Source organism: Nonlabens sp. Asnod2-A12, assembly GCF_045063745.1.
Classification (GTDB): domain Bacteria; phylum Bacteroidota; class Bacteroidia; order Flavobacteriales; family Flavobacteriaceae; genus Nonlabens; species Nonlabens xylanidelens.
This window is the reverse complement of record NZ_JBEFOB010000003.1, coordinates 1,981,731-2,005,599: the sequence shown is the minus strand read 5'-3', so window position 1 is coordinate 2,005,599 and position 23,869 is coordinate 1,981,731. Positions and strand designations below refer to the sequence as shown.

24 protein-coding genes are annotated in these 23,869 nt (G+C 35.0%); 10 read left to right on the top strand and 14 right to left on the bottom strand.

Translation table 11 applies throughout. The annotated features are described in order from the left end of the window. Positions 1-15: 15 nt before the first annotated feature. Positions 16-825, top strand: coding sequence for a hypothetical protein (locus tag ACJJVJ_RS09180; protein WP_405369975.1), 810 nt, complete (start codon positions 16-18; stop codon positions 823-825). Positions 826-899: 74 nt separating this feature from the next. Here the strand turns inward: ACJJVJ_RS09180 and ACJJVJ_RS09175 are convergent, their stop codons facing one another. Then, the gene (locus tag ACJJVJ_RS09175) at positions 900-1,490 is read right to left on the bottom strand and encodes a carboxymuconolactone decarboxylase family protein (protein ID WP_405369974.1); all 591 of its coding nucleotides are present in this window, start codon (positions 1,488-1,490) and stop codon (positions 900-902) included. A 126-nt stretch (positions 1,491-1,616) separates the two neighbouring features. Here ACJJVJ_RS09175 and recJ point away from each other — a divergent pair, with 126 nt between their 5' ends. After that, positions 1,617-3,314: a single-stranded-DNA-specific exonuclease RecJ gene (gene recJ / locus ACJJVJ_RS09170; RefSeq protein ID WP_405369973.1), complete on the top strand. Its 1,698-nt coding sequence runs from the start codon at positions 1,617-1,619 to the stop codon at positions 3,312-3,314. On the opposite strand, the gene ACJJVJ_RS09165 is transcribed toward recJ, so the two are convergent. From ACJJVJ_RS09165 to ACJJVJ_RS09150, 4 genes are all read right to left on the bottom strand, one after another. Then, positions 3,311-3,670: a hypothetical protein gene (locus ACJJVJ_RS09165; RefSeq protein WP_104514395.1), complete on the bottom strand. Its 360-nt coding sequence runs from the start codon at positions 3,668-3,670 to the stop codon at positions 3,311-3,313. The two genes, recJ and ACJJVJ_RS09165, sit on opposite strands and share 4 nt — an antisense overlap. Positions 3,671-3,790: 120 nt before the next feature. Further along, entirely contained in the window at positions 3,791-4,177 is a 387-nt protein-coding gene (locus tag ACJJVJ_RS09160; protein ID WP_104514396.1) for a response regulator, read from the bottom strand. A gap of 144 nt (positions 4,178-4,321) precedes the next feature. Beyond that, positions 4,322-6,163, bottom strand: a complete 1,842-nt coding sequence (locus ACJJVJ_RS09155) for a PAS domain S-box protein (protein ID WP_405369972.1) — start codon at positions 6,161-6,163, stop codon at positions 4,322-4,324. A 93-nt stretch (positions 6,164-6,256) separates the two neighbouring features. Then, on the bottom strand, positions 6,257-7,015 hold the full coding sequence (locus ACJJVJ_RS09150) for a UDP-2,3-diacylglucosamine diphosphatase (RefSeq protein ID WP_104514398.1): 759 nt from the start codon (positions 7,013-7,015) through the stop codon (positions 6,257-6,259). A 137-nt stretch (positions 7,016-7,152) separates the two neighbouring features. On the opposite strand from ACJJVJ_RS09150, the gene ACJJVJ_RS09145 reads away from it, so the two are divergent. Together ACJJVJ_RS09145 and ACJJVJ_RS09140 are read left to right on the top strand one after the other, a co-directional pair. Then, a complete protein-coding gene (locus ACJJVJ_RS09145; RefSeq protein ID WP_405369971.1) occupies positions 7,153-8,289 on the top strand; it encodes an ATP-binding protein in 1,137 nt (378 codons plus the stop codon). Beyond that, positions 8,286-9,029, top strand: a complete 744-nt coding sequence (locus tag ACJJVJ_RS09140; protein WP_405369970.1) for a metallophosphoesterase — start codon at positions 8,286-8,288, stop codon at positions 9,027-9,029. Before ACJJVJ_RS09145 ends, ACJJVJ_RS09140 begins: the two co-directional genes overlap by 4 nt. On the opposite strand, the gene ACJJVJ_RS09135 is transcribed toward ACJJVJ_RS09140, so the two are convergent. From ACJJVJ_RS09135 to ACJJVJ_RS09125, 3 genes are all read right to left on the bottom strand, one after another. Next, positions 9,026-10,123, bottom strand: a complete 1,098-nt coding sequence (locus ACJJVJ_RS09135) for an imelysin family protein (RefSeq protein ID WP_405369969.1) — start codon at positions 10,121-10,123, stop codon at positions 9,026-9,028. The genes ACJJVJ_RS09140 and ACJJVJ_RS09135 overlap by 4 nt on opposite strands. A gap of 2 nt (positions 10,124-10,125) precedes the next feature. Continuing rightward, the gene (locus ACJJVJ_RS09130; RefSeq protein ID WP_405369968.1) at positions 10,126-11,520 is read right to left on the bottom strand and encodes a di-heme oxidoredictase family protein; all 1,395 of its coding nucleotides are present in this window, start codon (positions 11,518-11,520) and stop codon (positions 10,126-10,128) included. A 93-nt stretch (positions 11,521-11,613) separates the two neighbouring features. Then, positions 11,614-12,771 carry an imelysin family protein gene (locus ACJJVJ_RS09125; RefSeq protein WP_405369967.1) on the bottom strand — a complete coding sequence of 386 codons (1,158 nt, stop codon included), beginning with the start codon at positions 12,769-12,771 and terminating at the stop codon, positions 11,614-11,616. Positions 12,772-13,021: 250 nt separating this feature from the next. On the opposite strand from ACJJVJ_RS09125, the gene ACJJVJ_RS09120 reads away from it, so the two are divergent. Together ACJJVJ_RS09120 and ACJJVJ_RS09115 are read left to right on the top strand one after the other, a co-directional pair. Continuing rightward, the gene (locus tag ACJJVJ_RS09120; RefSeq protein WP_104514404.1) at positions 13,022-14,176 is read left to right on the top strand and encodes an SPFH domain-containing protein; all 1,155 of its coding nucleotides are present in this window, start codon (positions 13,022-13,024) and stop codon (positions 14,174-14,176) included. Between the two features lie 95 nt (positions 14,177-14,271). After that, positions 14,272-15,369: a DNA helicase PriA gene (locus ACJJVJ_RS09115; RefSeq protein WP_405369966.1), complete on the top strand. Its 1,098-nt coding sequence runs from the start codon at positions 14,272-14,274 to the stop codon at positions 15,367-15,369. Positions 15,370-15,438: 69 nt separating this feature from the next. On the opposite strand, the gene ACJJVJ_RS09110 is transcribed toward ACJJVJ_RS09115, so the two are convergent. The 6 genes from ACJJVJ_RS09110 to ACJJVJ_RS09085 all read right to left on the bottom strand — a co-directional run bounded on the left by ACJJVJ_RS09110 (position 15,439) and on the right by ACJJVJ_RS09085 (position 20,699). Then, the gene (locus ACJJVJ_RS09110) at positions 15,439-16,149 is read right to left on the bottom strand and encodes a hypothetical protein (protein WP_405369965.1); all 711 of its coding nucleotides are present in this window, start codon (positions 16,147-16,149) and stop codon (positions 15,439-15,441) included. A 21-nt stretch (positions 16,150-16,170) separates the two neighbouring features. After that, positions 16,171-17,133 carry an OmpA family protein gene (locus ACJJVJ_RS09105; RefSeq protein ID WP_405369964.1) on the bottom strand — a complete coding sequence of 321 codons (963 nt, stop codon included), beginning with the start codon at positions 17,131-17,133 and terminating at the stop codon, positions 16,171-16,173. Between the two features lie 176 nt (positions 17,134-17,309). After that, the gene (gene hemF / locus ACJJVJ_RS09100) at positions 17,310-18,212 is read right to left on the bottom strand and encodes an oxygen-dependent coproporphyrinogen oxidase (RefSeq protein ID WP_405369963.1); all 903 of its coding nucleotides are present in this window, start codon (positions 18,210-18,212) and stop codon (positions 17,310-17,312) included. Then, a complete protein-coding gene (locus ACJJVJ_RS09095; RefSeq protein WP_405369962.1) occupies positions 18,209-19,015 on the bottom strand; it encodes an EI24 domain-containing protein in 807 nt (268 codons plus the stop codon). Before ACJJVJ_RS09095 ends, hemF begins: the two co-directional genes overlap by 4 nt. A 9-nt stretch (positions 19,016-19,024) precedes the next feature. Beyond that, the gene (gene hemE / locus ACJJVJ_RS09090) at positions 19,025-20,050 is read right to left on the bottom strand and encodes a uroporphyrinogen decarboxylase (protein WP_405369961.1); all 1,026 of its coding nucleotides are present in this window, start codon (positions 20,048-20,050) and stop codon (positions 19,025-19,027) included. Then, complete coding sequence (locus ACJJVJ_RS09085; RefSeq protein ID WP_405369960.1) at positions 20,043-20,699, bottom strand: uroporphyrinogen-III synthase; 657 nt, start codon at positions 20,697-20,699, stop codon at positions 20,043-20,045. Before ACJJVJ_RS09085 ends, hemE begins: the two co-directional genes overlap by 8 nt. A gap of 389 nt (positions 20,700-21,088) precedes the next feature. Between ACJJVJ_RS09085 and ACJJVJ_RS09080 the strand changes: the two genes are divergently transcribed. From ACJJVJ_RS09080 to nadD, 4 genes are read left to right on the top strand one after another with little or no spacing between them, the layout of a single operon-like run. Continuing rightward, a complete protein-coding gene (locus ACJJVJ_RS09080) occupies positions 21,089-21,679 on the top strand; it encodes a Crp/Fnr family transcriptional regulator (protein ID WP_405369959.1) in 591 nt (196 codons plus the stop codon). 46 nt (positions 21,680-21,725) lie between these two features. Beyond that, a complete protein-coding gene (locus ACJJVJ_RS09075) occupies positions 21,726-22,601 on the top strand; it encodes a YicC family protein (RefSeq protein WP_405369958.1) in 876 nt (291 codons plus the stop codon). Next, on the top strand, positions 22,601-23,200 hold the full coding sequence (gene gmk / locus ACJJVJ_RS09070) for a guanylate kinase (RefSeq protein WP_104514414.1): 600 nt from the start codon (positions 22,601-22,603) through the stop codon (positions 23,198-23,200). The genes ACJJVJ_RS09075 and gmk overlap by 1 nt, the downstream gene beginning before the upstream one ends. Beyond that, complete coding sequence (gene nadD / locus ACJJVJ_RS09065) at positions 23,184-23,774, top strand: nicotinate (nicotinamide) nucleotide adenylyltransferase (RefSeq protein ID WP_104514415.1); 591 nt, start codon at positions 23,184-23,186, stop codon at positions 23,772-23,774. Before gmk ends, nadD begins: the two co-directional genes overlap by 17 nt. Positions 23,775-23,869: the final 95 nt, after the last annotated feature.

The following is a 23,869-nucleotide window of genomic DNA, read 5'->3' as shown; positions in this document are numbered from 1 at the left end:
AATTTATATCAGCTTATGAAATATCTATTTGCATTTTTATTTTTTACAATAACATTTTTTGCAGTTGCTCAAAATCAAGATTTGAATGATTATAAATACATTGTCGTAGAAAATCAATACGATTTTCAGAGTGAGGCAAATGAATACCGATTAAACGAGTTGATTGTTTTTGAGTTTAAAAAACGCAATTTTAATGCTTTTAGAAATGCAGCAATTCTACCAGAAGATATGAATAGAGGAGTGTGTAATGCGCTTCAATTGAAAATAGATAAAAGTGGTAGTCTCACAAGAAATTTAATTTTAAGACTGGTTAACTGTGCTGGTGATACTGTTTTCACAACTAAAAAAGGTGTAGGGAGAACTAAGTCTAATGACAAAGCCTATTTTGAAGCACTAAGAGATGCGATGACTTCTTTTGACGCTGTTGATTATGAATTTAAGGAGATGTTAAGCGTAAGCCCAAAAGCTATTGATTCTAAATCAATAAGCGATCGCCCTAATGTTGAAATTGTAGCTATGATAGGGGAATCTAGTCATTTAGAAAATACTTCTAAATCTGAAAAGAACGTGGTAGATGATGCTGCGCCGTCTAGCGAATATGAATTCACTTCAAAAGAAGGATATGCATTAATGAAAAGCGCCAAAGGCTTTTTAATCTTTGATAACAATCTACCTATAGGTGTAGCACTTAAGAAAAGTAATAATGCTTACCTAGTTCATACATCAGAGTTTGCAGGTGTAGGATACATGAATGGTGATAATTTTGTTATCGAGTACATCAACAACAAGAAAGAACAGATTATTGAATTTGTAAATGTTCCATAATAGATAGGTTCATAAATAAAAAGGGTGCTGGTTTAAACCAGCACCCTTTTTATTTGAGGAATTTCTAGAGTAGCTTAAACATGCTTGCCTACTTCAAAGCCATGTTTTCCTAAGTATTGGTTACCGCTATCGATAGCATCACCTTCTAAGGTAGTTCCCATAGAGTCGTTCCATCTGTTTAAGTAGCCGAATAGTGAGATTACACCTAGCATTTCTACAATCTCTCCATCATCCCAATGCTGGTGTAGTCTGTCATTTATGTCTTGGTTAACGGCATTAGGCACCTGACTAGCGGCTAGAGAAAAATCTAGTGCAGCACGCTCTGCTTCACTGAAGGCTGAGTGTGTGCGGTATTCCCATATATTATCCAGTTGTTCTTGTTCTGCTCCATAACGTTCTGCAGCTCTTATGGCGTGTGCCTGGCAGTACCTACATCCTGTTGAGTTACTAGATACCCAAGCAATCATTCTTTTTAAAGCACTGGTTACACGACCTTCGTTTGCCATAACAGCTTTGTTGAGGTTGATAAAAGCCTTAGATATGGCTGGGCGTCGTTGCATGGTAAGGACAGAATTAGGGCAAAAACCTAATGTTTCATTAAAGAAATCTGCTAGTTGCGCAGTTTCTGGATCATGACTGGCGTCTAATGGGGTTACTAATGGCATGTTTGTTTTATTTAAATTTTCTTGTCTTGTAATTTACGTTTTAAAAATAAAGGAAACATCACAAAAGTGAAAATTGCAAATTAAATTAAAGAGCTTAGACTCTTTTTTAGATCTTATCTTTACCAAATGCGTTGGACTTTAAAACCGGTACCAGATTCTCAAAAACAACAGCAGCTAGCTCAAGAGTTAGGAGTAGATCCTTTTCTAGCTGGTTTGTTAGTACAACGTGGTGTGGACGCTTTCGCGAAAGCGAAATCCTTCTTCAGACCTGATCTTGAAGAATTACATGATCCTTTTTTAATGAAGGATATGGAGCTGGCTGTTAAACGTATTCAAAAAGCAGTAGGTAATAACGAGAATATTCTCGTTTATGGTGATTATGATGTAGATGGGACTACTAGTGTTGCATTGATGTCTACGTTTTTAGAAAGTTTTTATGATCGTGTTTCTACTTATATACCAGACCGTTATGATGAGGGTTATGGGGTGAGTTATAAGGGAATCGATTTTGCGGCCGATAATGATTTTTCATTAATTATTGCATTAGATTGTGGTGTTAAGGCTGTAGATAAAGTTGACTATGCAAAGGAAAAGGGAATAGATTTTATTATCTGTGATCACCATAGACCTGGTAAGGAATTGCCAGACGCGATAGCAGTTCTAGACCCTAAACGATCAGACTGTAGTTATCCTTATAATGAGTTGTGCGGTTGTGGTGTTGGATTTAAATTATGTCAGGCTCTTGCTATTGTAAATGATTGGGATTTTGACATTTTGATTCCATATCTAGATTTAGTAGCCACTGCAATAGGTGCAGATATTGTACCGATGACTGGAGAGAATAGAATACTAGCATATCATGGTCTTAATGTTATAAATACTAGTCCGAGAGCCGGTTTTGAGGCAATTATCGAGAATTTAAATAAAACGGTCCTTACTATTACTGACGTTGTTTTTACCATTGCGCCACGTATCAATGCTGCTGGTAGAATGAAACACGGGCTGCATGCGGTAGAATTGCTCAAAGAGACAGATCTAGATAGGGCTAAAGAATTTGCGGCTGCTATAGAAAATTATAATTCTGATAGAAGAGAGCTAGATCGATCCATAACAGAAGAAGCGTTAGATCAAATTATAACAAATAAAGAAGAAGAAAAATTTACAAGTGTTGTTTATAATGATGGATGGCACAAAGGAGTGATAGGTATTGTGGCTTCTCGTTTAACTGAAACCTACTATAGACCTACTTTAGTGTTTTGTAAATCTGGTGATAGGCTAGCTGCAAGTGCTCGTAGTGTTAAAGGTTTTGATGTCTATAATGCATTAGAACAATGCTCGGAATATATAGAACAATTCGGTGGGCATATGTACGCTGCTGGACTCACCTTGTTACCGGATAATTATGAGAAGTTTAAAGCAAGATTTGAAGAGGTGGTTTGTGCTACCATAGAGAATAAACATCTTACACCAGAAATACATATTGATTCTAAGCTGCCTTTAAGCGCAATTACACCTAAATTTTATCGCATACTACAGCAAATGGCACCATTTGGCCCAGGTAATATGACCCCTGTGTTTATGACAGAAAACGTGGTAGATACTGGGTACGGTAAACGTGTGGGGAAAGATGAAGACCACCTTAAAATTAAGGTGGCCTCAAAAAAAGGGGAGAAGAATGGCTTTAATGCCATAGGTTTTAATATGGGTGAGAAATGCGATCAAATTACCGATGGTAAAAAATTCCACATTGCTTATTCCATTGATGAAAATGAATGGCAAGGAAATGTTTCTTTGCAATTGAGGTTGAGAGATATCACTTCTTAAAGTACAGACGGTAAGGATTCTACTTTACCGATGAGTGTAAGTAGTTTAGACTCGTCATAGAGTTCTTCCCAGTTGTTATCTATTACATCGCTGAATGATGGGATAGAAGTAGCTATTTCATTTTTAAATTTGTTAATATCACCTTTACTCAGTTTTGCAGCCCTGCGCAATGCTTTTTTATTGTTTTTAAAAATAGCTTGGTCTTTGAGTGATGATTTTTTAACTGTTATGGTTATTTCTTCTAGAGAATTAGATAAGCTGTTTGATGTTTTTTGAGCTTCTTGTGCAAAGGAGAATAAAGTGAAAAATAAAAAAATAATACTAAATGCTGCGGTTTTTAAATTTGAATTTTTCATAACTATAATGTTTTAAGATTAAACTTTTAATTACCCTACAAAGATCGGTAGGTTATGGAGTTTAACGCTTAAATATAGTTCTTCAAGAATGTTATATTATTCCTTTATTTTAAGGATTCCTTATTCATTTATTATGCTTTTTAGATCGTCTAGTCTTAGAGGCTTTTTATTTATAGAAAGTAAAGGTTCTGTTGCTTTAAATTCTTTAAAATCCTTATTAGAATACAGCTCGCTAGTCATGTGAAATTTGATATCCAAATCCTTCTTCTTTTCTGACATATCTGTAATAAGATCCCATCCATTTACTGCATTAGTCTTGTTTTCTGTGATGACTAGAATGGATTCTTTTGAGTCGGTAGTGTTTAATTGATCTAAATTTTTTAGAGCTTCTTTGTTATCAGAGAATACTTCTATATTATTTGCTAGATCGTTTACTTCTAGCATGGTTTTAATCACGTATGAATCTATAGGATTATCGTCAATTATCCAAATTTTAGATGTGGTCATAAGACTTGTAGTTTTGAAATATAAATTTCATACTTTTAAACTACGTTTTGAGAATAGACGGTTAACTTAATTTGTAATCGTTCAAATGTTTGTAATAACGGCTGAAAAGCACTTTTTAAAAGACGCGTTATACCATTAGTAGATTTATAATTCTATGGTAAACTTTGTTCCAGTTCCCACTTTACTTTGCACAGATATATTTCCTCCCATAGCTTCCACTTGATTTTTAGTCATGAATAAGCCTAGTCCGTTTGAATCTTTATGTTCATGAAATGTCTTGTACATTCCAAATATTTTATCCTTATTTCTTTCTAGGTCTATTCCTATTCCATTATCAGATACCATAATGGTACAAGACTCGTTACGGATCTTTGCAGAGATTATTATTTTTAATTGTTTATTAGGGTCTCTATATCGTATACTGTTAGTAATTAGATTAAGTAGAATACTTTCTAAATAAGCAGGGAAAGCCACGATCTTTGTATCGTTTTTTATGTCTACTTCTATATCGTACTCATTCTTCATTACTTCTAAAGAGACACTTTCTAAAGTATGAAGGACAAAGTCTTTTAAAGCTATGTTTTTCAATTCTATTTTATTAGAATGTACAGAAACTACTTGATTTAGATCCTCTATGGTTTGATTTAAGTTATCGCTAGATATATCCAACATGGATATGATTTTAGAACGAATTTCTAGCTCTTCACTTTCTTTATAAAAATCAATAAGTCCTTTAAAATTACTAGAGTGCGATCTTAAATTATGAGAAACTATATAGGCAAAGTTGAGCAGCCTTTCATTTTTACTCATTATTTCTTTAAGAAACAATTTCTTTTCCTTTTCCACTTTTCGCTCATTGGTAATGTCTAGTATTTGTATAACTAGATTTTCTGGATCACCATGTTCATCATGTAATACGTTACATATAGTTTGAGTGTAGACTGTCGCCCCATTAGATGCTTTTAGGGTAATAGCTTGTTTTATATGATCGGTTTTCTTATTTAAAACTTTTTCTAGATGATGGAACCATTCTCCAAAATCAGTTTCATCGATCAACTTATCAAATGAGGTAGCTAAAAGTTCTTTGTTTTTTAGTTTAGTTATTTGTTCTAATGTCGGATTTACATTCAGGAACTGCAGTGTTGCAGTATCTAATATGGCAACACCTAAGTTTGAATTAAAGAATAACTTTTGAAATTTTTGTGATGTAACTTTAACCTCGTGTTCCTTCTTTTTGCGGTCACTTATGTTTTCAAATGTCCCGTATTGTGTTATACATAACCCATCTTTAAACTCACTTTGACCTGTTGCTCTTACCCAAATGCAATTACCCTTTGCGGTTACTAATTCTAATTCTAGATCGTATGGTTCATTTCTAGTAATAGAGTTGAGAAAAGCTTCTGATATTTTATTGCGAGATTCACCGTTTCTATAAAAATTTATAGCTTGAGTAGGATTTGGTATAAAATCATCAGATACTTCATGAAGCTCTTTTGTTGCATCTGACCAGTACAGTTCTCTAGTCACATTATTGTATTGCCAGGTACCTATGTTTGCATGTGAGCATAGGTCTAGCAAGATTTTAAAATCTAATTGATCACGTTTTTTAATAAGAACCTGTGAGCTAATGTCTTCTGTAACCATGACTATACCAGCTATTTTTCCATCATGGTAATACCATGGTTTTACACTCCACTTTAGCCACTGTTCACTGCCATCTTCACGTATAAACAGTTCTTCATCTCGCGATTCTTCGGCACCATTTAAAACTCTTTGATGTTTTGCCCTCCATTCATCACTTATTTCAGGAAATAGATCATAATGATTAAGGCCTCTTAAATCTGTCTTTGTTAATTTATAATCAGTACACCATTTTGCAGAGTGTGCAACATACCTCAATTGATTATCTAAAAAAGCTACTGCAATAGGAGCCTGAACAATAATATTGATCTGATCGTGTACTTTATGATTTTCTTGCTGCTCCATTCTTCGAATTTAGAATACTAATCGAGATAACTGGTGATTTCCTAAAAAATTGTTAAATTTTTAAGAGTTAAATCCGATTAACGGTAGATTGAATTAAGAAGTTATTTTTTCTAGCCTAAAGTTTTCTCCATCAAACACTCCATAGGTGTAATGATTTATCCAGTCTCCTAGGTTAATGTAAGTAGAAGATTCTCCCACTTTTATCTCCATAGGTAAATGTCTGTGGCCAAAAACGAAGTAATCAAAATGTTCTGTTTCTAATTTACGCTTTGCGTACAAAGCTAGCCATTCTTGGTCTTCACCTAGAAACTTAGCATCTTCATCTCCAGATATAAGTTTGTTTTTAACAGATAAGTATCTGGCTATTCCTACACCTATATCTGGATGTACCCACTTAAAACACCATTGAAAGAATTTACTAGTAAATATCTTTTTCATGCGTTTATAACCTTTATCACCAGGTCCTAATCCATCACCATGACCTATTAAAAATTTCTTATTGTTAAATTCAAAAGTCTGCGGCTTGTGATATACTGGAATGCCTAATTCTTCTTCAAAATAACCGAACATCCATAAATCATGATTTCCGACAAAAAAGTAAATAGGGATACCGCTATCTGCAATCTCAGCAAGTTTACCCAATACTCTTACATGGTTTTTTGGTACGACATGTTTGTACTCAAACCAGAAATCAAATAAATCCCCTAATAAGAATATGGCAGCTGCATCTTCTTTAACCTGATCTAACCATGCTAGAAATTTCTGTTCACGTGGTTTACTTAATTCTTGAGTAGGCGCTCCTAAATGGTTGTCGCTAGAGAAATATATTTTTTTTCCTTCGGGAATTTGCATAGATACAAAGATAATACACTTACTGCTATCTGACTTATGGAAGAGGTTAATGTATAGCTATGATATTACAGTTTATTTAGCTTAATTTTTACATTCCTTTCATTTGTACATCGCATAAAGAGAGTATATTAGACCTGATGATTAATAAACGACTTCTAGTTAAGAACTTGCTTGCTCATAACGACGAGAATAGTTTCTATGATAAAAAGTTAAAAATAGATCTGAGCAGTAAGGAAGGAAAGGCGAAGTTTTTAAAACATATCTGTGCCTTATCAAATTCTAACCCTAAAAATAACAGTTATATAGTAATAGGTATTGATGACAAGACTAATGCTATAGTAGGTGTAGATTTCTTTGATGATTCAAAACTTCAAAACCTGATAAATGCTTACTTTACAAATGCTCCTATAATTCAATATGAAAATATCCCTTTTCCTCACTTGCCGCTGGGTAAAGTTGTTGGGTTAGTTACTATAAGAGCGCAAATAGGACTCACATCACTGCGTAAGAATATATGGAAGTATTATGGAGGTAGTGTATTCTTCAGAAATGGAAGTATGTCAATGCCTAAAACTTTTGATCTTGAAATCAAAGATGTCAATTCAGAGATAGTAGAGAAATTAGAAAAACAAGCTAGCAATAATATAGAGCATACCTTAGATAGTGTTGTGGAGTTTTTAAATCGTAAAAACGAAGATCTAGAGACCCATTATAAGGTGTTTAAAGAGCAATTTGTTATCTGCTGGTCTGGAAAGGTAAAGGTGAATAAAGGACAGCGATATTATCATCGAGTGGACATTGAGATGGTAAATGAACAGGTTAAAATTTTTTACAGTACGTTAGATGAGGTGCAAATTTCTTTTGACGAGGACAGCTTCAGTATCTTAGAATTTGTAGAACTAGGTATAGGAGACCGACAGCGTTACCATCCACTAGAAAGACAGACACTCCGGTTTTTTCCTAATGGAACCTATTTATTAGAGAATAAGATTTTATTTAATCCACCTTATTATGATCGTCGTACCTTGCATCATATTTATAACACGAACTTGTCCCTTTTACATAAGATCTCAAACGGCATTCTTTTAAAAGATCAAGAGTTAATTGATCTTAGACAGTTGCCTGAGACTATGTTAATTTGCCAGTTTAATAATGTAGGAGAACCCATAGAAAAGATGAAATCTCATAAGAGTTTTCTTAAAAACTATCCAGATACCTATAAATCATATAAAGAAGCATTACGCGTTTTGCGCAAAGTAAAATATAATTCATGAGAACTATTGCAATAGGAGATATTCACGGCGGTTATAAGGCCTTACTTCAACTTATAGAAAGGATAGATTTAAAAGATGACGATCAGTTAATCTTTCTAGGAGATTATGTAGACGGCTGGTCAGAAAGTTTTGAGGTAATAGATTTTTTAATCTCGCTTTCGCGAAAGCGGAAACAAAACAATCAAGTTGCACCTATTTATTTGAGAGGTAATCATGATGAATTAGTGGTAGAGAATTTACAAGCAACAATACCTAGTGAAATGTGGTTATTTCACGGTGGACAAAGCACAGTAGATAGCTACAAGAATAGAAGTAAAAACGAATTAGAACTGCATTTTAATTTTTTGAGAAACGAACTTCATAATTTCTATGAGTTAGACGGCAATGGTTTTTTTCATGCAGGATTTCATAATTTAAAAGGACCACATCACGAGTATTATGCAAATATTACTTATTGGGACCGTACTTTATGGGAGCTAGCACTTGCCGTAGATCCTAATTTAGATAAAGATAACGATCGGTATCCAGGTAGATTAAAAATATATAATGAGGTGTATATAGGTCATACTCCTACAGATCGTCTAGGCTCTCATCAACCTATTAACGCGGCCAGCGTGTGGAATATAGATACCGCAGCGGCTTATAAAGGTCCATTAACAGCCATATGCGTAGAAACTAAAGAGGTGTGGCAAAGCGAGCCTGTGCATACTTTTTATCCAGATGAGAACGGGAGAAATTAATCTCCATCATTATCATTAAAAGTAATGACTATGCTCGCAGCACTAGAAAAATCTACTTTAAGTAATCTAATGATATTCTGAACATCTTCTTTAAGAACCTCTAGCTGATTGATATCTGTTATAGCTATGTTTTCTAGAGAATCATTCATGTTATTTAAAGTGCTGTATGCGGCAGTAAAAGCAGATTGTAATTCTACGTTTAAATCTTCACGGTTAAGAACTTCAGAAGTGTATTCCTCTACACCAAAGCCTTCTATATCATTAAAATCACCTGTGTAGGTAAAGTAAACAGCATCTAGATTTGCTTTTATAGCCTCTTTGCTTATTTGGCTTCTGTAGTTTTCAAAAAGGGTGATGTCCGTAGGAGAACTATTTAATACTTCTTCTATTTTACGTCCTTTTATACTTTCTAAACCGGCAACCATTGCGTTGATTATTCGGTTAAAATTACCATTAACGCCAGACTCTAGATTTGTTTTAAAATCTGATTCAAAATCTATCCATAAGTCTTGTGATTCTCTAGCTCTAGATGCTAGATTTTGTGATAGTGCATTTAAATATGCTTTTCTATCTGCAGTTGTCGCTCCTGTAGTGAATTGATCTATTACTATCTGATCATTTTCATTGAACAACATATACTCTATAGCTGCATAGCCTTTAATGGTAGCACCTATAGTATCTACATCATCACTGTTTTGCACAGTGGCATCTATAATCCTACTTTCAATACCTGTACTGCTTACTGGCCATGTATGCACTCGTGGAATTAAGAAAGCGTTTTGGATAGGTCCTATGTTAAAGGTTTCTATGTTCTTCCAGGTTAGAAATGCTGCTTTCCAAGAATCACGAGCTTCTAGTAGAGTTACCGAAGTAGGATTTAGGGTAAACGCGTTGCTCGTATTAATTAAATCATTAGCTTGATTAACATGCTGCTGTTGCAATAAGATGATGTAATTATCATATAAATGAGTCATTTGAGTCTCGCGTGCTGCTGCTGTACCAGTATCGCTAGAGCTATCATCACTATCACAAGAAATAATAAGAGTTAGGGATATTGCAAAAAGTGCAAGTATTCGAAGAATTGAAAATTTCATAATTACAGTGAATTTATAAATGCAATGATTTTACTACGCTCGCTCGAGCTTAATTCTTTAAATCTTTCTTGGGCTGGGCTCGCTTCTCCACCATGCCATAAAATAGCCTCTTCTACATTACGTGCTCTACCATCATGTAATAGATTTGTATGGTCGTTTACAGTTTCTATAAGTCCAGTTCCCCACAAAGGTGGTGTGCGCCATTCATTTCCTGTGGCCAAAAAGTCTGGAGTATTATCTGCAAGATCATCACCCATATCATGAAGTAATAAATCTGTATAAGGTCTAATGGTCTGGTTAGATAACGCTGCGATTTCATGGTTACCAGTTTGCAGTAATGCCGTGTGGCAAGAGGTGCAGCTTATTTCATTAAAAAGCTCTTTACCTTCTAATACATCTTGATCTTCAAAATTTCTTCTGGCTGGGACAGCAAGTGTAGAAGAATAGAAGGTTACTTTATCTAGATTTGCGTCATCTATTTCTGGTGTACCTCCATTGGGTATTTGAAAACAATCTACTCCAGTAGGACAATTTTCATCAGGAAATAGGGAAGAGGTAATACCTATATCACCGGCAAATGCACCTGCCACCTGTTGTCTTAAATTAGGTTGGTTTGCTTTCCATCCAAAACGTCCTAGAGTGTTAGTTCCACTCGCAATATCATATACATAGTTAGCTTTTCCAGAAATACCATCGCCGTTAGTATCAAATTGATCTGCTAGGGCTAGAATGGTAGTCTCAGGAACTGCTTCTAAAAGTCCTAAACCTATCATTTGATTTGCTACACGTGGCGATACTTGGACATTACTAACCATCGCTCCGTAATTAAGCAAAGGAAATGTGTACGTGGGGTTACGTAAGCTAACTGTGGTTCCATCACTATATGTAACTACTTTAGGTTCATACACTACTTCAAAAATTCCTTCGTCCATTTGTGATAGAATGGAGTTGTCTTGAAACTGTCCACCGTAAGTAGGTTCTGGTAAGTTACCACCATTAACGCCAGTACCTGGTGTACTTAATCTCAATAACAATCCATGAGATAGCTCTCCTGCAAATGCACTTGCTCTACCTCTACCATCCTTAAAATGGCAACCAGAACAATTACGAGCATTAAAAAATGGACCTAGACCATCTCTTGCTGTGGTAGATGCTGGTGCAGTCACCCAACTCTGATTAAATAATGAGTTTCCTACACCAAAGGTGACGCGCTCCTCAAAACTTAAATTAGGTGCTGCAAAACCAAAAGCCTCTGCCGAAAAATTGAACGACGTATTATCTCCACCAGATAATTCTTCTCCTATTTCTGGCGTTAGAGCTGTGTAAGAATCGTCTGTGTTGCATGAGGTTATGAACAACAGTAGTGGCAATATAAATAACTTGTAATAAACGCGCATGAATGATAATTTGTATGAATCAGAAAACTGGACGTATAGAAATACGTCCAGTTTTAAATAATTTATTAATCTAGTAATATGCGGTGTCGTCTTTTAGTTAAGACCTAAAACTACCTTTGCATCAAGTAATCTATCTCCAAAAGCAACAAGCGCTCTCACTGCATTTTGTACTTTAATTCCTTCTGTACTTGTTGGTCCATTCACAATTGCCAGATCAAATGGAGATAAAGTTGCGTCTACCTCTGTAGTAGCTGTTGCTAGTAATACATCTAGTTCTGTACCTAAATCACTGTCTGCTTCTGTAATAATGTCTTTAAGAGAAGCACCATTTACAGTAGCATAACTACCATTATATACATTTACGATACCTTCTAGGTTAAGACGTATATCTCGATCTGTATTATCGCTGAAACAGGAGTGTTCATCTTCTTGATCTTGATTTTGTAAAGCAACAGACATACGTTCTATAGCTAGTTCACTACGTGATAATTCAGATATACTGTTAATCATGTCTGTAAGTGATGTGTCTGTGTCTTGTGCAAGAAAAGTATTTTTATAATCTCCAGTCCATTGCTCTATCATTACTTCTAGGTGGTCGGTGATTAAGTCTGCACATACATTGATATATGTTCTTCTTCTGTCTTGATTTGAGGCAGTTCCTGCATCTATAAAATCAGTGAAAGGGCGTTGTCCTGGTAGGCCTGCGCTAGGTGCAGTGTTGTCCTGTCCCCATAATAAAAACTCGATAGCGTGGTATCCTATAGAAACCTTTTCTTCACCACCATTACCATTTTGATTAATTAATGTGTTTTTATCAATCGTAGGAAATAATGCTGGGTTGTTAATGATACCAGCAGTTAGATCACCATCTACATAATCTACATGTGCCTCGTCCATAGGCCATGAATTTAAATAACCTTCTATATCTTCTGTGCTACCTGTATCGATAGGTCCGTTTGCAAATCTAAAAGCCTCTGTAGTACCATAAGATTCTCTAGCTGTAAACCATGCGTTTTTTGCAGCTGTAAAGTTAGCATCTGTAGGCGTAGTGGTAAATGTTTGTAAAGCAGTTTCTAGAGATTGTGCATCTGTAAGTGCATCTTGATAATTTGCAAGAACAAGATTTGCATAATTTGTTGTTACTGCGCTTTTTTGTGTTCCAGTAGATAGGTCATCGTCGTCAGAACAGGCTGTGAATACTAGTCCGGTAGCTAATAAAGCTGCCGTTAGGTAGTTAAATTTAAAGTTCATTATATAGTTATGTTAATTAAGACTAATTATAAATAAGGCGCAAATATAGTGGGTCATTTCATTTTAACAAGACTTTATTAAGATTAATTCTAGATAAGAGAGTTAAATAGTTGTTTCCTAGAGTTCTCAAACTGTAACAAAAAAGGGATGTAATAGACGTATAGATGCAGATGGTGTTAATTCCGCTTTCGCGAAAGCGGAATATTTAAAAAAACTGTACCTTAGAAATCCAAATTAAAAACAAACCAGCATGAGCATATTTGATAAGATTAAAGAGAAATTAAGTCACGAATTTATTGATATAGTCGAGTGGCTAGATTACACTGATGACACCATCGCGCATAGATTTGAACGTTATCAAAATGAAATTAAAAATGGTGCTAAATTAATTGTGCGTGAAGGGCAAATGGCTGTTTTTATTAATGAAGGACAACTGGCAGATGTATTTAAACCTGGTACTTATGATCTTACCACTCAAAATCTTCCTATTCTAAGCACGCTTAAAGGATGGAAATATGGTTTTAACTCGCCATTTAAAGCTGAGGTTTATTTTGTAAACACGACTTTATTTACTGATGAAAAATGGGGTACTAAAAACCCAATCACTTTAAGTGATGATCGTTTTGGTCTTGTAGAAATTAGAGCATTTGGTACTTATGCATTTAAGATAGCCGACGCTGGTAAATTTATCATAGATATAGTAGGTACAGATAACAATTTTACCAATTTTGAGATCAATGAGCATCTTAAAAGTCTTATCGCAACTAGATTTACAGATACAGTAGGAGAGGCAAATTTACCTATAGAATTATACGCAGCAAATACAACAGAGCTTTCTGAAACCTGTCAGGAAGTAATGAAAACTGAATTTTTAAGTGTAGGTATATCATTAGAAAAATTCTACATCGAGAATGTTTCTATGCCAGAAGAACTCAAAAAGGAGATCTTTGAATACAGTAGATTAGATAAAATTGACCTAGATAAACTCACTAAATTTAAGACTGCCAAAGCTATAGAAGCTGCAGCAAATAATGATGGTGGTACTGCTGGTGCAGGTATGGGAATGGGAATGGGCTTTGTCATGGCGCAACAAATGGGCGGTATGATGTCACCTCAAATGGGCGGACAGCAACAAATGCCTCAACAACAGCAACAGTACCAGCAACCTCAAGCTGCTGCTGTGCCACCACCTATGCCACAAGCAGTAAGTTATTTTTATGCTTTAAACGGTGCGCAGGCTGGACCTGTTTCTTTTGATCAATTAAGATCTCTTTTTGCTAGTCGTACGATTAATAAAGATACTCTAGTATGGAAAGCAGGTATGGATGGTTGGAAAGCAGTGAGTCAGGTAGAAGAACTAAAAGTTTTTCTAGGTGGTAATACACCGCCGCCATTACCTATGTAATTAGATTTTATTAACTTTATTAACCTAGATAGAATGATTAAGTCCTAATGTTAAAATACTAGGGTTTTAATCATTCTATTATTTCTATTTATCCATTGAACGTAGCATCTTCCATAAATTCTGAACGTAAAAAATCCTGTATCAATTGTGGTGCAGAGCTTACTTATGAGCCAGGAACAGATCTTATTACTTGTGATTATTGTGGTCATAAAGAAGTTATTGAGCAGTCTGACCAGCCATTTCAAGAACTGGAACTTAATAAATACATGGAACAGATGGGTGCCCAGTCGCACTCTATGGAAATTACCATGTTGCACTGTGATAATTGTGGGGCAAACCAGCATGTAGAAGAGAGTTATAAATCGTTACATTGTGTGTACTGTACTATGCCGCTTATTATTGAAGAGGCCTATAAAGACGATTGGATTCTACCTGGAGCTGTTGTGCCTTTTGATTTTAAGTCTGATAAAGCGCATCAAATATTTAAAAAGTGGGTCTCTGGTTTATGGTGGGCGCCTAATAATTTACAAAAAGCAAGTCTAAGTCCTGAGAATACAAAAGGGCTCTATGTTCCTTACTGGACCTTTGATGCAGAGTTAGATGCTCAATATGAAGGAGAACGTGGTGAGTATTATTATGTTACAGTAACACGTGGTTCTGGCAAAAATAAACGAACCACGCAAGAACGTCGTACGAGATGGTATGACGCATCTGGTGAAATTTCTGGTTTTGTAGATGATACATTAGTAAAAGCCTCTCAACAAAAAGGAGGGCAGATTCCATCTCAAATTGCTTCATGGAATCTAGATCACCTCAAAACATTTGACACTAGATTTCTAGCCGGTTATGTGACAGAAAAATACACCATACCTCTTAAAGATGGACATCTAGATGCCAAAGAAAAAGCAAAGGAAATTGCTGCAAATTGGGCGCGACGCGATATCGGTGGCGATACCCAACGCATTCATAGATTAGAAATGCAATTAAGTGATCAGACCTTTAAACATATTCTATTACCAGTTTATATAAGCTCTTATAAGTTTAATGGAAAACGTTATAACTTTTATGTAAATGGACAGACTGGTGTTATTCATGGAACAAGACCTTATTCTTTTTGGAAGATATTTCTAGCTATTCTAGCTGCATTGATTGTTATCGGTGGGATAGTTTATTTTATAAATACTCAACAGTAATAAGTTAATGTAATAATCAAAAATGCCCGATAAAATATCGGGCATCTTCTAGTAACATAAATTATGGTTTTATTCCTTACCGCCTTTATGTTCATCTTGCCATTTTGATAATTGAGACCATTCACCTTTAAAAGCCATGCCTGCTTGTTTAGGCCAGCTACCAGGTTTGTGTACCTGAAATCTAGGACCGCCGTTATTTAAAATTTCTTTTAATTTAACAGGGTCAGTTTGTGATAGTTTATACCAGGTTCTAATTCCTGCTGCATGAAATAGTTCAGAAATTTTAGGACCTATTCCCTCCACTATAGTAAGGTCGTCTGGTTTTATTCTTTTACCCATTGCGGCCTTTGCTGCATCGGCATCATATTTTAAATTGCTGTCTTCACTTGCACTGTCGATAACAGTATTAGTAACTGCTCCTGCTACAAATCCGCTAGCTAGATTTGCTGTGTTTGTTGCATCTACTGCAGGTACTTGATCTAATTTTAATTGAAGTGATTTTGCATCAGCCACTGCCTTTGATGCTTTTATTTTTAGATTGTTTGAATTTTCAGTTAATTGAGATACTTTGTTTTTTAAGCTAGAAGAATTGATCTCACAACTTTTTAATTGATCCCTTAGTTGGTCTATTTCTGTTTGTAATGATTTATTCTTATCTATCCAGTCATCACAATCATTAGTAACTATAGAATTAGATTTACCCCAGTAATAACCTATTATTGCTGAAATAATACCTGTTAATAATGGTAATAACCAGCACCATGTATTTGATAAACTCATAATATTAATTTTTAGTTGGTTTTATTTAATTGTTACTTCTACACGTCTGTTTTCTGCTTTTCCTTCAGCTGTACTATTATTTGCAATAGGAGCGTCTGGGCCTTTACCTAGAGTCTCTATTTTAGACTCAGGTAAACCGTTTTCGATAAGGTATTTTTTTACCTCTACGGCACGTTTTTTACTTAAGGTGATGTTAGAGTTTCTATTTCCTACATTGTCAGAGTGTCCTATGACTAGAATTCTATCTTCAGGTCTTTTATTAGTGTAATAGTTAATGTCAGATATTTTCTTACGTTGTACCGCTGTTAATTGTACCGTATTGCTTCCTGTCTGAAAATGTAAGATCAAGGGGTTTGCTTTAATTTGAGCTTTTAACTCGTCTAGCTTTTGGTTTTCCATTTTTGCAGCATCTCCTTGAGGTATTAAAGCTGTAGAATAGGTAATAGGTCCTTTAAAAATACTATCAGTAGGTGTCATGTCATCATTTAAGCTGCCATAAATATCTATTTTAGAGTTGTCAAACCCTAAATTAGTTAAATGGTTTTTCACATCATTTGCCCTCGCCTCACCTAGGTTAGTAAAAGCACTAGAGTTAGTTTCTCTACTCGTATAGAGACCAGTAATATTTAATTTTTTATCAGGGTTTTTTTCTAGATAACTTTTGATAGTGTTAAAGCTAGTAGTTGTGTTATCTGATACAGGAGTGATATGGTGATAATCATTGCTTTTAAAATCTAGATTATCATCTGATCTTTCAATTAATTCTTGATTACTATCATAGAGTTCAATTCCGTTAAAACGATCTTTTTTTGATGCTGTTTCAATTTGAGAAGAGCTGTCGCTATCTGTTGTGATAGATGTTTTTGTTTTCTCCTGACTATCACAATTGCCACTATAACACGTGCCGCAACACAACCACATGGTGAGTAGTATGCCTATGATAATAGTTAGAAGAATTCCTATCGGATATTTTAGTTTTCCCATTATTTAGTTGATTATTAGTGAAGTACTAAAATTAGGGTAAAATCAGGGTAAAAGTATAAATCGTGCTTAAGAGCGAGTTAAAAACCGTTAAAAAGTATTTTTAACCGATAAGGTGCGTTTTGTTCCGCTTTCGAGAAAGCGGAATTTTAGAAATAGCTTAAAATGATAATTAAGATCTAAATCCAGTCAATAGGTTGTTGAAGTACCTTAAGTAATTTTTCTTCTTCACTACCAGACTCTGGATGGTGATCATAAACCCACTGGACATGTGGTGGTAGACTCATTAAAATACTTTCTATACGACCGTTTGTTTTAAGGCCGAAGAGTGTTCCTTTGTCATGCACTAGATTGAATTCTACATAGCGGCCGCGACGTATTTCTTGCCACTTGCGTTGTTCTTCTGTATAAGTTAATTTTTTTCTCTTTTCTACTATAGGTACATAAGCTTCTAGAAAATGACTAGCCATATCCATTTGAAAAGCAAGCCAATCTTGCATGGAGAATTTTTCTGATACTTTACAGTAATCATAGAATAAACCACCTATTCCGCGAGCCTCATCACGATGTGAGTTGTGAAAATATTCATCACACTTCTTCTTAAAAAGAGCGTAGTCTGCAATTTCATGACGGTCACATACATCTTTACATACCTGGTGAAAATGACGGGCATCTTCTTCAAATAGGTAATAAGGTGTCAGGTCTAGTCCACCACCGAACCACGAGTCTACTATAGTTCCTGACTGATCGTACATTTCAAAATACCTGAAATTTGCATGTACGGTAGGTACCATAGGGTTTTCTGGATGTAAAACCAGACTTAAGCCAGTGGCAAAGAAATTACAATCCTCTACTTTAAAATAGGCTTGCATTGCTGGTGGTAAATCACCATGAACGGCACTTATACTCACGCCACCTTTTTCAAATACATTACCATTTTGAATAATGCGAGAAAAACCGCCGCCACCTTCTTTGCGGTGCCACTCATCTTGATGAAAGGTTGCACCACCATCTATGGCTTCTAATTTTGAAGTAATGGTATTTTGAAGCTCTACTATAAAGGAGTAAAATTGATCTTTCACGATTCTAGTTTTGGAGTGTGTGATTGTTCTAACTGTTGCTGTTCACGTTGTACCAGCATTTTACGTTCTCTTAATAATTCTAGTGTTGTTTTACTAGCAGCAGTAACTGCAACTGGTAAAACAAGTATAATACCTATAATAGGCAGAAATAACATCGCCATAAAAACGATACCATTTCCTATAGCATAACCACGACTTTTTTTAACAAAATTGACACTGTCTCTATATTTATAATGACGTTCTAGAGTATAATCCATATTACCAAAACCTGCATAATATGCCTGTACTAAAAAGAGTAAAGGTGTGGTAATAAAGTTAACTCCTGGAATGAACGATAGAAAAAGTAGTGGTACGCTTATAAAAATCTCGTAAAGTAAATTTCTTATGTTAATGCGTAAACCTCGCATTAATTGTTCGGTATTACTTGTTTTGCGATGTTTAATATCGTCATGTAAATCAGGATAGAGATGTTTTTCAATACGCTCTGAAACAGGTGACATGAAAGGAGCACTTAATGCCATTACAACATGTTTATATAATATAAACCCTAAAACGGCTATCGCTAGTCCACCTATCCATGTGGCTATATCGGTAAATGTTTCTTTACCCCATTCCCAAAACCATATTCCAGCAATAAAACGGCCTAAATTATCTGATAGACCGTAAATCGCTAAAAATATACATGCTCCAAAAAGTAAACTTATACCCATAGGGACTAGAAAAAACGACCAGAGTTTTAACTCTTTGATCAGTTTAAAACTGTCTTTATAAGATTTAAGTCCTTTAAGGATGTTTTTAAACATAATAGTCTTTTATTGTCCGTATTCCTTCACAGCATCTACAAATGCTTGTGCGTTCTCTACAGGAATGTTAGGTAAGATACCATGACCTAAGTTAGCAATAAAGCGATCTTTACCGAACTCGTTAATCATTTGCGTTACCATTTTCTTAATCTCAGCAGGTGGCGAGAATAATCTAGAAGGGTCAAAGTTACCTTGTAATGTAATTTCTCCACCAGATAAATAACGTGCGTTTCTAGCGCTACATGTCCAGTCTACACCTAGTGCACTTGCGCCACTCTTTGCCATATCATTAAGTGCAAACCAGCATCCTTTACCGAAAACGATAACCTCTGTATGAGGTTTAAGTGCATCTACTATTTGCTGGATGTATTTCCATGAGAATTCTTGATAATCTGTAGGAGATAACATACCACCCCAAGAGTCAAAAACTTGAACAGCATTCACGCCGTGATTTACTTTTTCTTTTAAGTAAGCGATGGTAGTGTCTGTAATTCTTTGAAGTAATATATGAGCCGCCTCTGGTTGCGTAAAACAAAATTCTTTTGCTTTGTCAAAGTTTTTACTTCCTTGCCCTTGTACACAATAGCAAAGAATAGTCCACGGAGAACCTGCAAAACCTATTAAAGGCACTCTGTTATCCAGTACTTTCTTAGTCATATCTATGGCTTCATAAACATAACTTAAGGAATCTTTAACATCAGGTACTACCACACGGTCTAGATCTTTTACAGATCTAATAGGGTTGGGTAACCATGGTCCTATACCGTTTTTCATCTCTACATCTATATTCATTGCTTGTGGTATCACAAGAATGTCAGAGAATAAAATTGCAGCATCTGGACCTATTTGATCAATAGGCATTACGGTAATTTCTGTAGCTAGTTCTGGAGTTTGACATCTAGTAAAGAAATCATATTTTTCTTTAAGCTTCATGAAGTCAGGTAAATATCTACCTGCTTGTCTCATCATCCATACTGGTGGACGTTCTACGGTTTCACCTTTTAATGCTCTTAAAAAAAGATCGTTCTTAATCATTACGTAATGCTTTTATTGCTGTTATCAATGTGTTTTCTATAGTCTGTTTATTTGCGACTGCTATATTTTTATGATAGAGCCTTGCAGTACTGGCTGTTGTTTCTCCTATACAAACTGCGATTAGAGGTTTGTTGTTAGGATTCGCTTTCGCGAAAGCGTGCACACCACGAGGACTATAGAAAGCTATAGCTGCAAAAATACGATCAAAGCTTTTCATGACCGCAATAGAACTATAAACAAAAACTTCTTTTAAAGGTATTTTTTTATCTAGAAAGAACGCAGGAAGTTCATCACGGCGTTGCTCGCTGCACAAATAATAAAAGTTTTCACCAGAATAAGTTGAAGTTAATTCTACCGCAAGGTCTGCTGCGTTTTGTGCGGTATAATTGGGATGGAGTCCATTTTCTTGTAGTAAAGCGGCCGTTTGATTACCCACGCAGTAAATGTTTTTAATTTGATTTAAATAAGGTAATAACGCTGGGATTGCATTTTTACTAGTTATTATTATATGGTCCCAATTAATGTCGTCCTTAATGACTATGGGCTTTGTTCTTAATATATTATAATGTGTTAATCCTATTCCTGTATTAAGAACTAGTTCTTGCTGGGCTGGTGTGAGTGTTTTAGTAGAGAGTAAAGAGTTCTTCATAAAGGGAACAATATATTCTTTTTGAACGATTTATTCGATTTTAGATTCATTAAACCTTTTTTAATGTCTAAAAAGTTCATTTTTCATCAAAGTTTTTTCTTAGAAATTCTGTTAATTTTTTGTGGAAAGTAATTTGGCTTCAGTTTTACCATTTACGGCTTAAATCTTTCCGAATTCAGGACGGCTAGTGATTTTTATCCGACGAGTAACATAGTTTTGATTTTCTTGATTCACTAGCTGTGTTTAATTAAGCACTGATAATCAGTTAATTAAGATTTTAAATTTGCTTTGTGATTTTTATTCTATGCTCGATAAGGTCTTGAACTTTGTTTAATTATTAATTTTATCGATATTTACTAGTAAACGAGTAAATAAATCTAATCCATATTATGGAATTACCATCATTTTTATACGATTTAACTGGAGAAGGTGATAAACCTTCATTAGAGTATGCTAATGAAATTTTTAGCATGCTCGAAGTGTCTAAAGTGCGCAAAAAACAGGTTTTACTTCACTTAGGTGAGGTTGCTGACTGTATATTTATAGTTAAGTCTGGAATACTGAAGGGAAGTATTATTGATGAGTTCGGTAATTTACATACGGTACGTTTTATTGCAGATGGTAATGTCATGGCATCTATGTATAGTTTTATAGATCAAAAACCTTCTGAACTACAAATAACTTGTGTAGAGGCAGGTGAAGTGTTGTGTTTTAAATATCAAGATTTTGAATACATGAGCAAGTTGTATTCTGGTCTGTCACCAGCTTTTCATAAGATTATGTTGAAAAGATATCATGATATGGTGGACGAGAAATCGAGAATGATAAGTCATGATGCTACTACTAGATATCTTAAATTTATTGAACGTTACGATCGCATAGTAGACAGGTTACCGCTTAAGGAGATTGCATCTTTTCTAGGTATAAGGCAACAGTCTTTAAGTAGATTGCGTGGTAAGATCGATGAAACTAAAGCATAAACAAAAATCCTTTTCTTAATTGTTATCTTTGCCAAAAAACTAGGGAATGGTTACTTCTATGACTGGCTATGGTAAAGCAGTCAATCAATTATCAGACAAAAAAATAACTATTGAGATAAGAGCTCTTAATAGTAAAAATCTAGATCTTAATATAAGATTAAGTTCTTTATATAGACAGCAAGAATTGCCTTTAAGGCAGTTAGTTGCAAAGTCTTTATTGAGAGGTAAAGTAGATTTTTCTGTTCACATCGAGCAAACTGGTGTCGCAGCTACTGCAAAACTTAATTTAGAGGTAGTAGAAGGCTATATGAAGCAAATGGCACAGTTAGATGGTGTTTCATTTGATAGTTCGGAGCACAAGCTGCAATTGCTAGAAATGGCAACTAGATTTCCAGACGTTTTTTCTCAAGAAAGTAAGGAAGTAGCAAAGGAAGATGTAGCTGCTATTCAACAAGTTGCTGTAGAGGCTATTGCTGCGGTGCAAGAGTTTAGAAAAGAAGAAGGTAATGTGCTAGAACTAGAATTCAATAAGCGTATTACTAACATTAAAGTCCTTCTAGACCAAGTGGTAGAAGAAGATAAAGAACGACTAGCTGGCGTAAGAACTCGACTAGAAAAAGCTGTGTCTGATCTAAAAGAAAAGGTAGATCAAAATAGATTTGAACAAGAGCTTATCTATTATCTTGAAAAATATGACATTACTGAAGAAAAGGTACGTCTAGAAAATCACCTCAATTACTTTATGGATACTATGAGTATCACAGAATCTCAAGGTAAGAAACTAGCTTTTATATGTCAGGAGATAGGTAGAGAGGTAAATACGATAGGTAGCAAAGCAAATGATGCTACTATGCAACAACTAGTCGTACAGATGAAGGACGAGTTAGAGAAAATAAAAGAACAACTGCTTAACGTATTATAATGAAAGTATTACCTAAACTAATAGTTTTTAGTGCTCCTTCTGGTGCTGGTAAAACCACTCTAGTAAGGCATTTATTGACACAAGAAGATCTTAATCTTGCTTTTTCTATAAGCGCAGCTTCTAGAGAGGCACGTGATGGAGAGGTTCATGGAAAGGATTATTATTTCTTAGGAACCCATGAATTTAAGAATAGAATTAGGGCAAATGACTTTCTAGAATTTGAAGAGGTTTATAAAGACCAGTTTTACGGTACTCTTATAGAAGAAGTAGAAAGACTTTGGGCTCAAGGTAAACATGTAATATTTGATATAGATGTGGTGGGTGGTTTACGTTTAAAGAAAAAATTTCCTAATCGTACACTAGCTATTTTTGTTAAGCCACCATCTATTAATGAGTTGCAAATACGTCTTAAAAAACGTAAAACAGAAACGGCAGAGAAAATCGCTATGCGAGTGGCAAAGGCGAGTACTGAAATGGCGACAGCACCACAATTTGACGTGATTATTGAGAATGATAATCTTGATGCTGCAAAGTTAAAAGCGTTCCAGACGGTTCATGAGTTTATAAATAAAGAAGTCAGTGATGACGAAGAAGAGTAAGATAGGTCTGTACTTTGGTACATTTAACCCTGTACACATAGGGCATCTAGCTATTGCAAATTACCTAGTAGAAAATAGCGATCTAGATGAAATCTGGATGGTGGTTACACCTCATAATCCTCATAAGAAAAAGAAAACATTGTTAGATGACTACCAGCGCTTACATATGGTACATCTTGCTACTGATGATTATGATAAGATAAATGCAAGTAATATTGAGTTTAACTTACCACAACCTAACTACACGGTAAATACTCTCGCATATCTTTCTGAAAAGTATACTACAAAGGATTTTACTCTTATAATGGGAGAAGATAATTTGAAAAGTTTACATAAATGGAAGAATTATCATGTGATATTAGAAGATTATAGTATCATAGTTTACCCTAGAGTTTCATCTGGTGATGTTCCTGAGCAGTTTGTAAACCATCCTAAAATCACTCTTATTCCTGCACCTATTATGGAGATTTCTTCTACCATGATACGCAACGGTATTGCGTCAGGTAAAGATTTGAGGTATTTTATGCACCATGATGTGCAAAAATATGTGGAAGAAATGCATTTCTACGAATAGATTAAATTATCGTGTTCTGTTTTTCTTTTGACTCAATTTTTAGGCAAGGCTAAAAATTAATTTACCTAAATCAAATAAAAACTTTACCTTTGCCG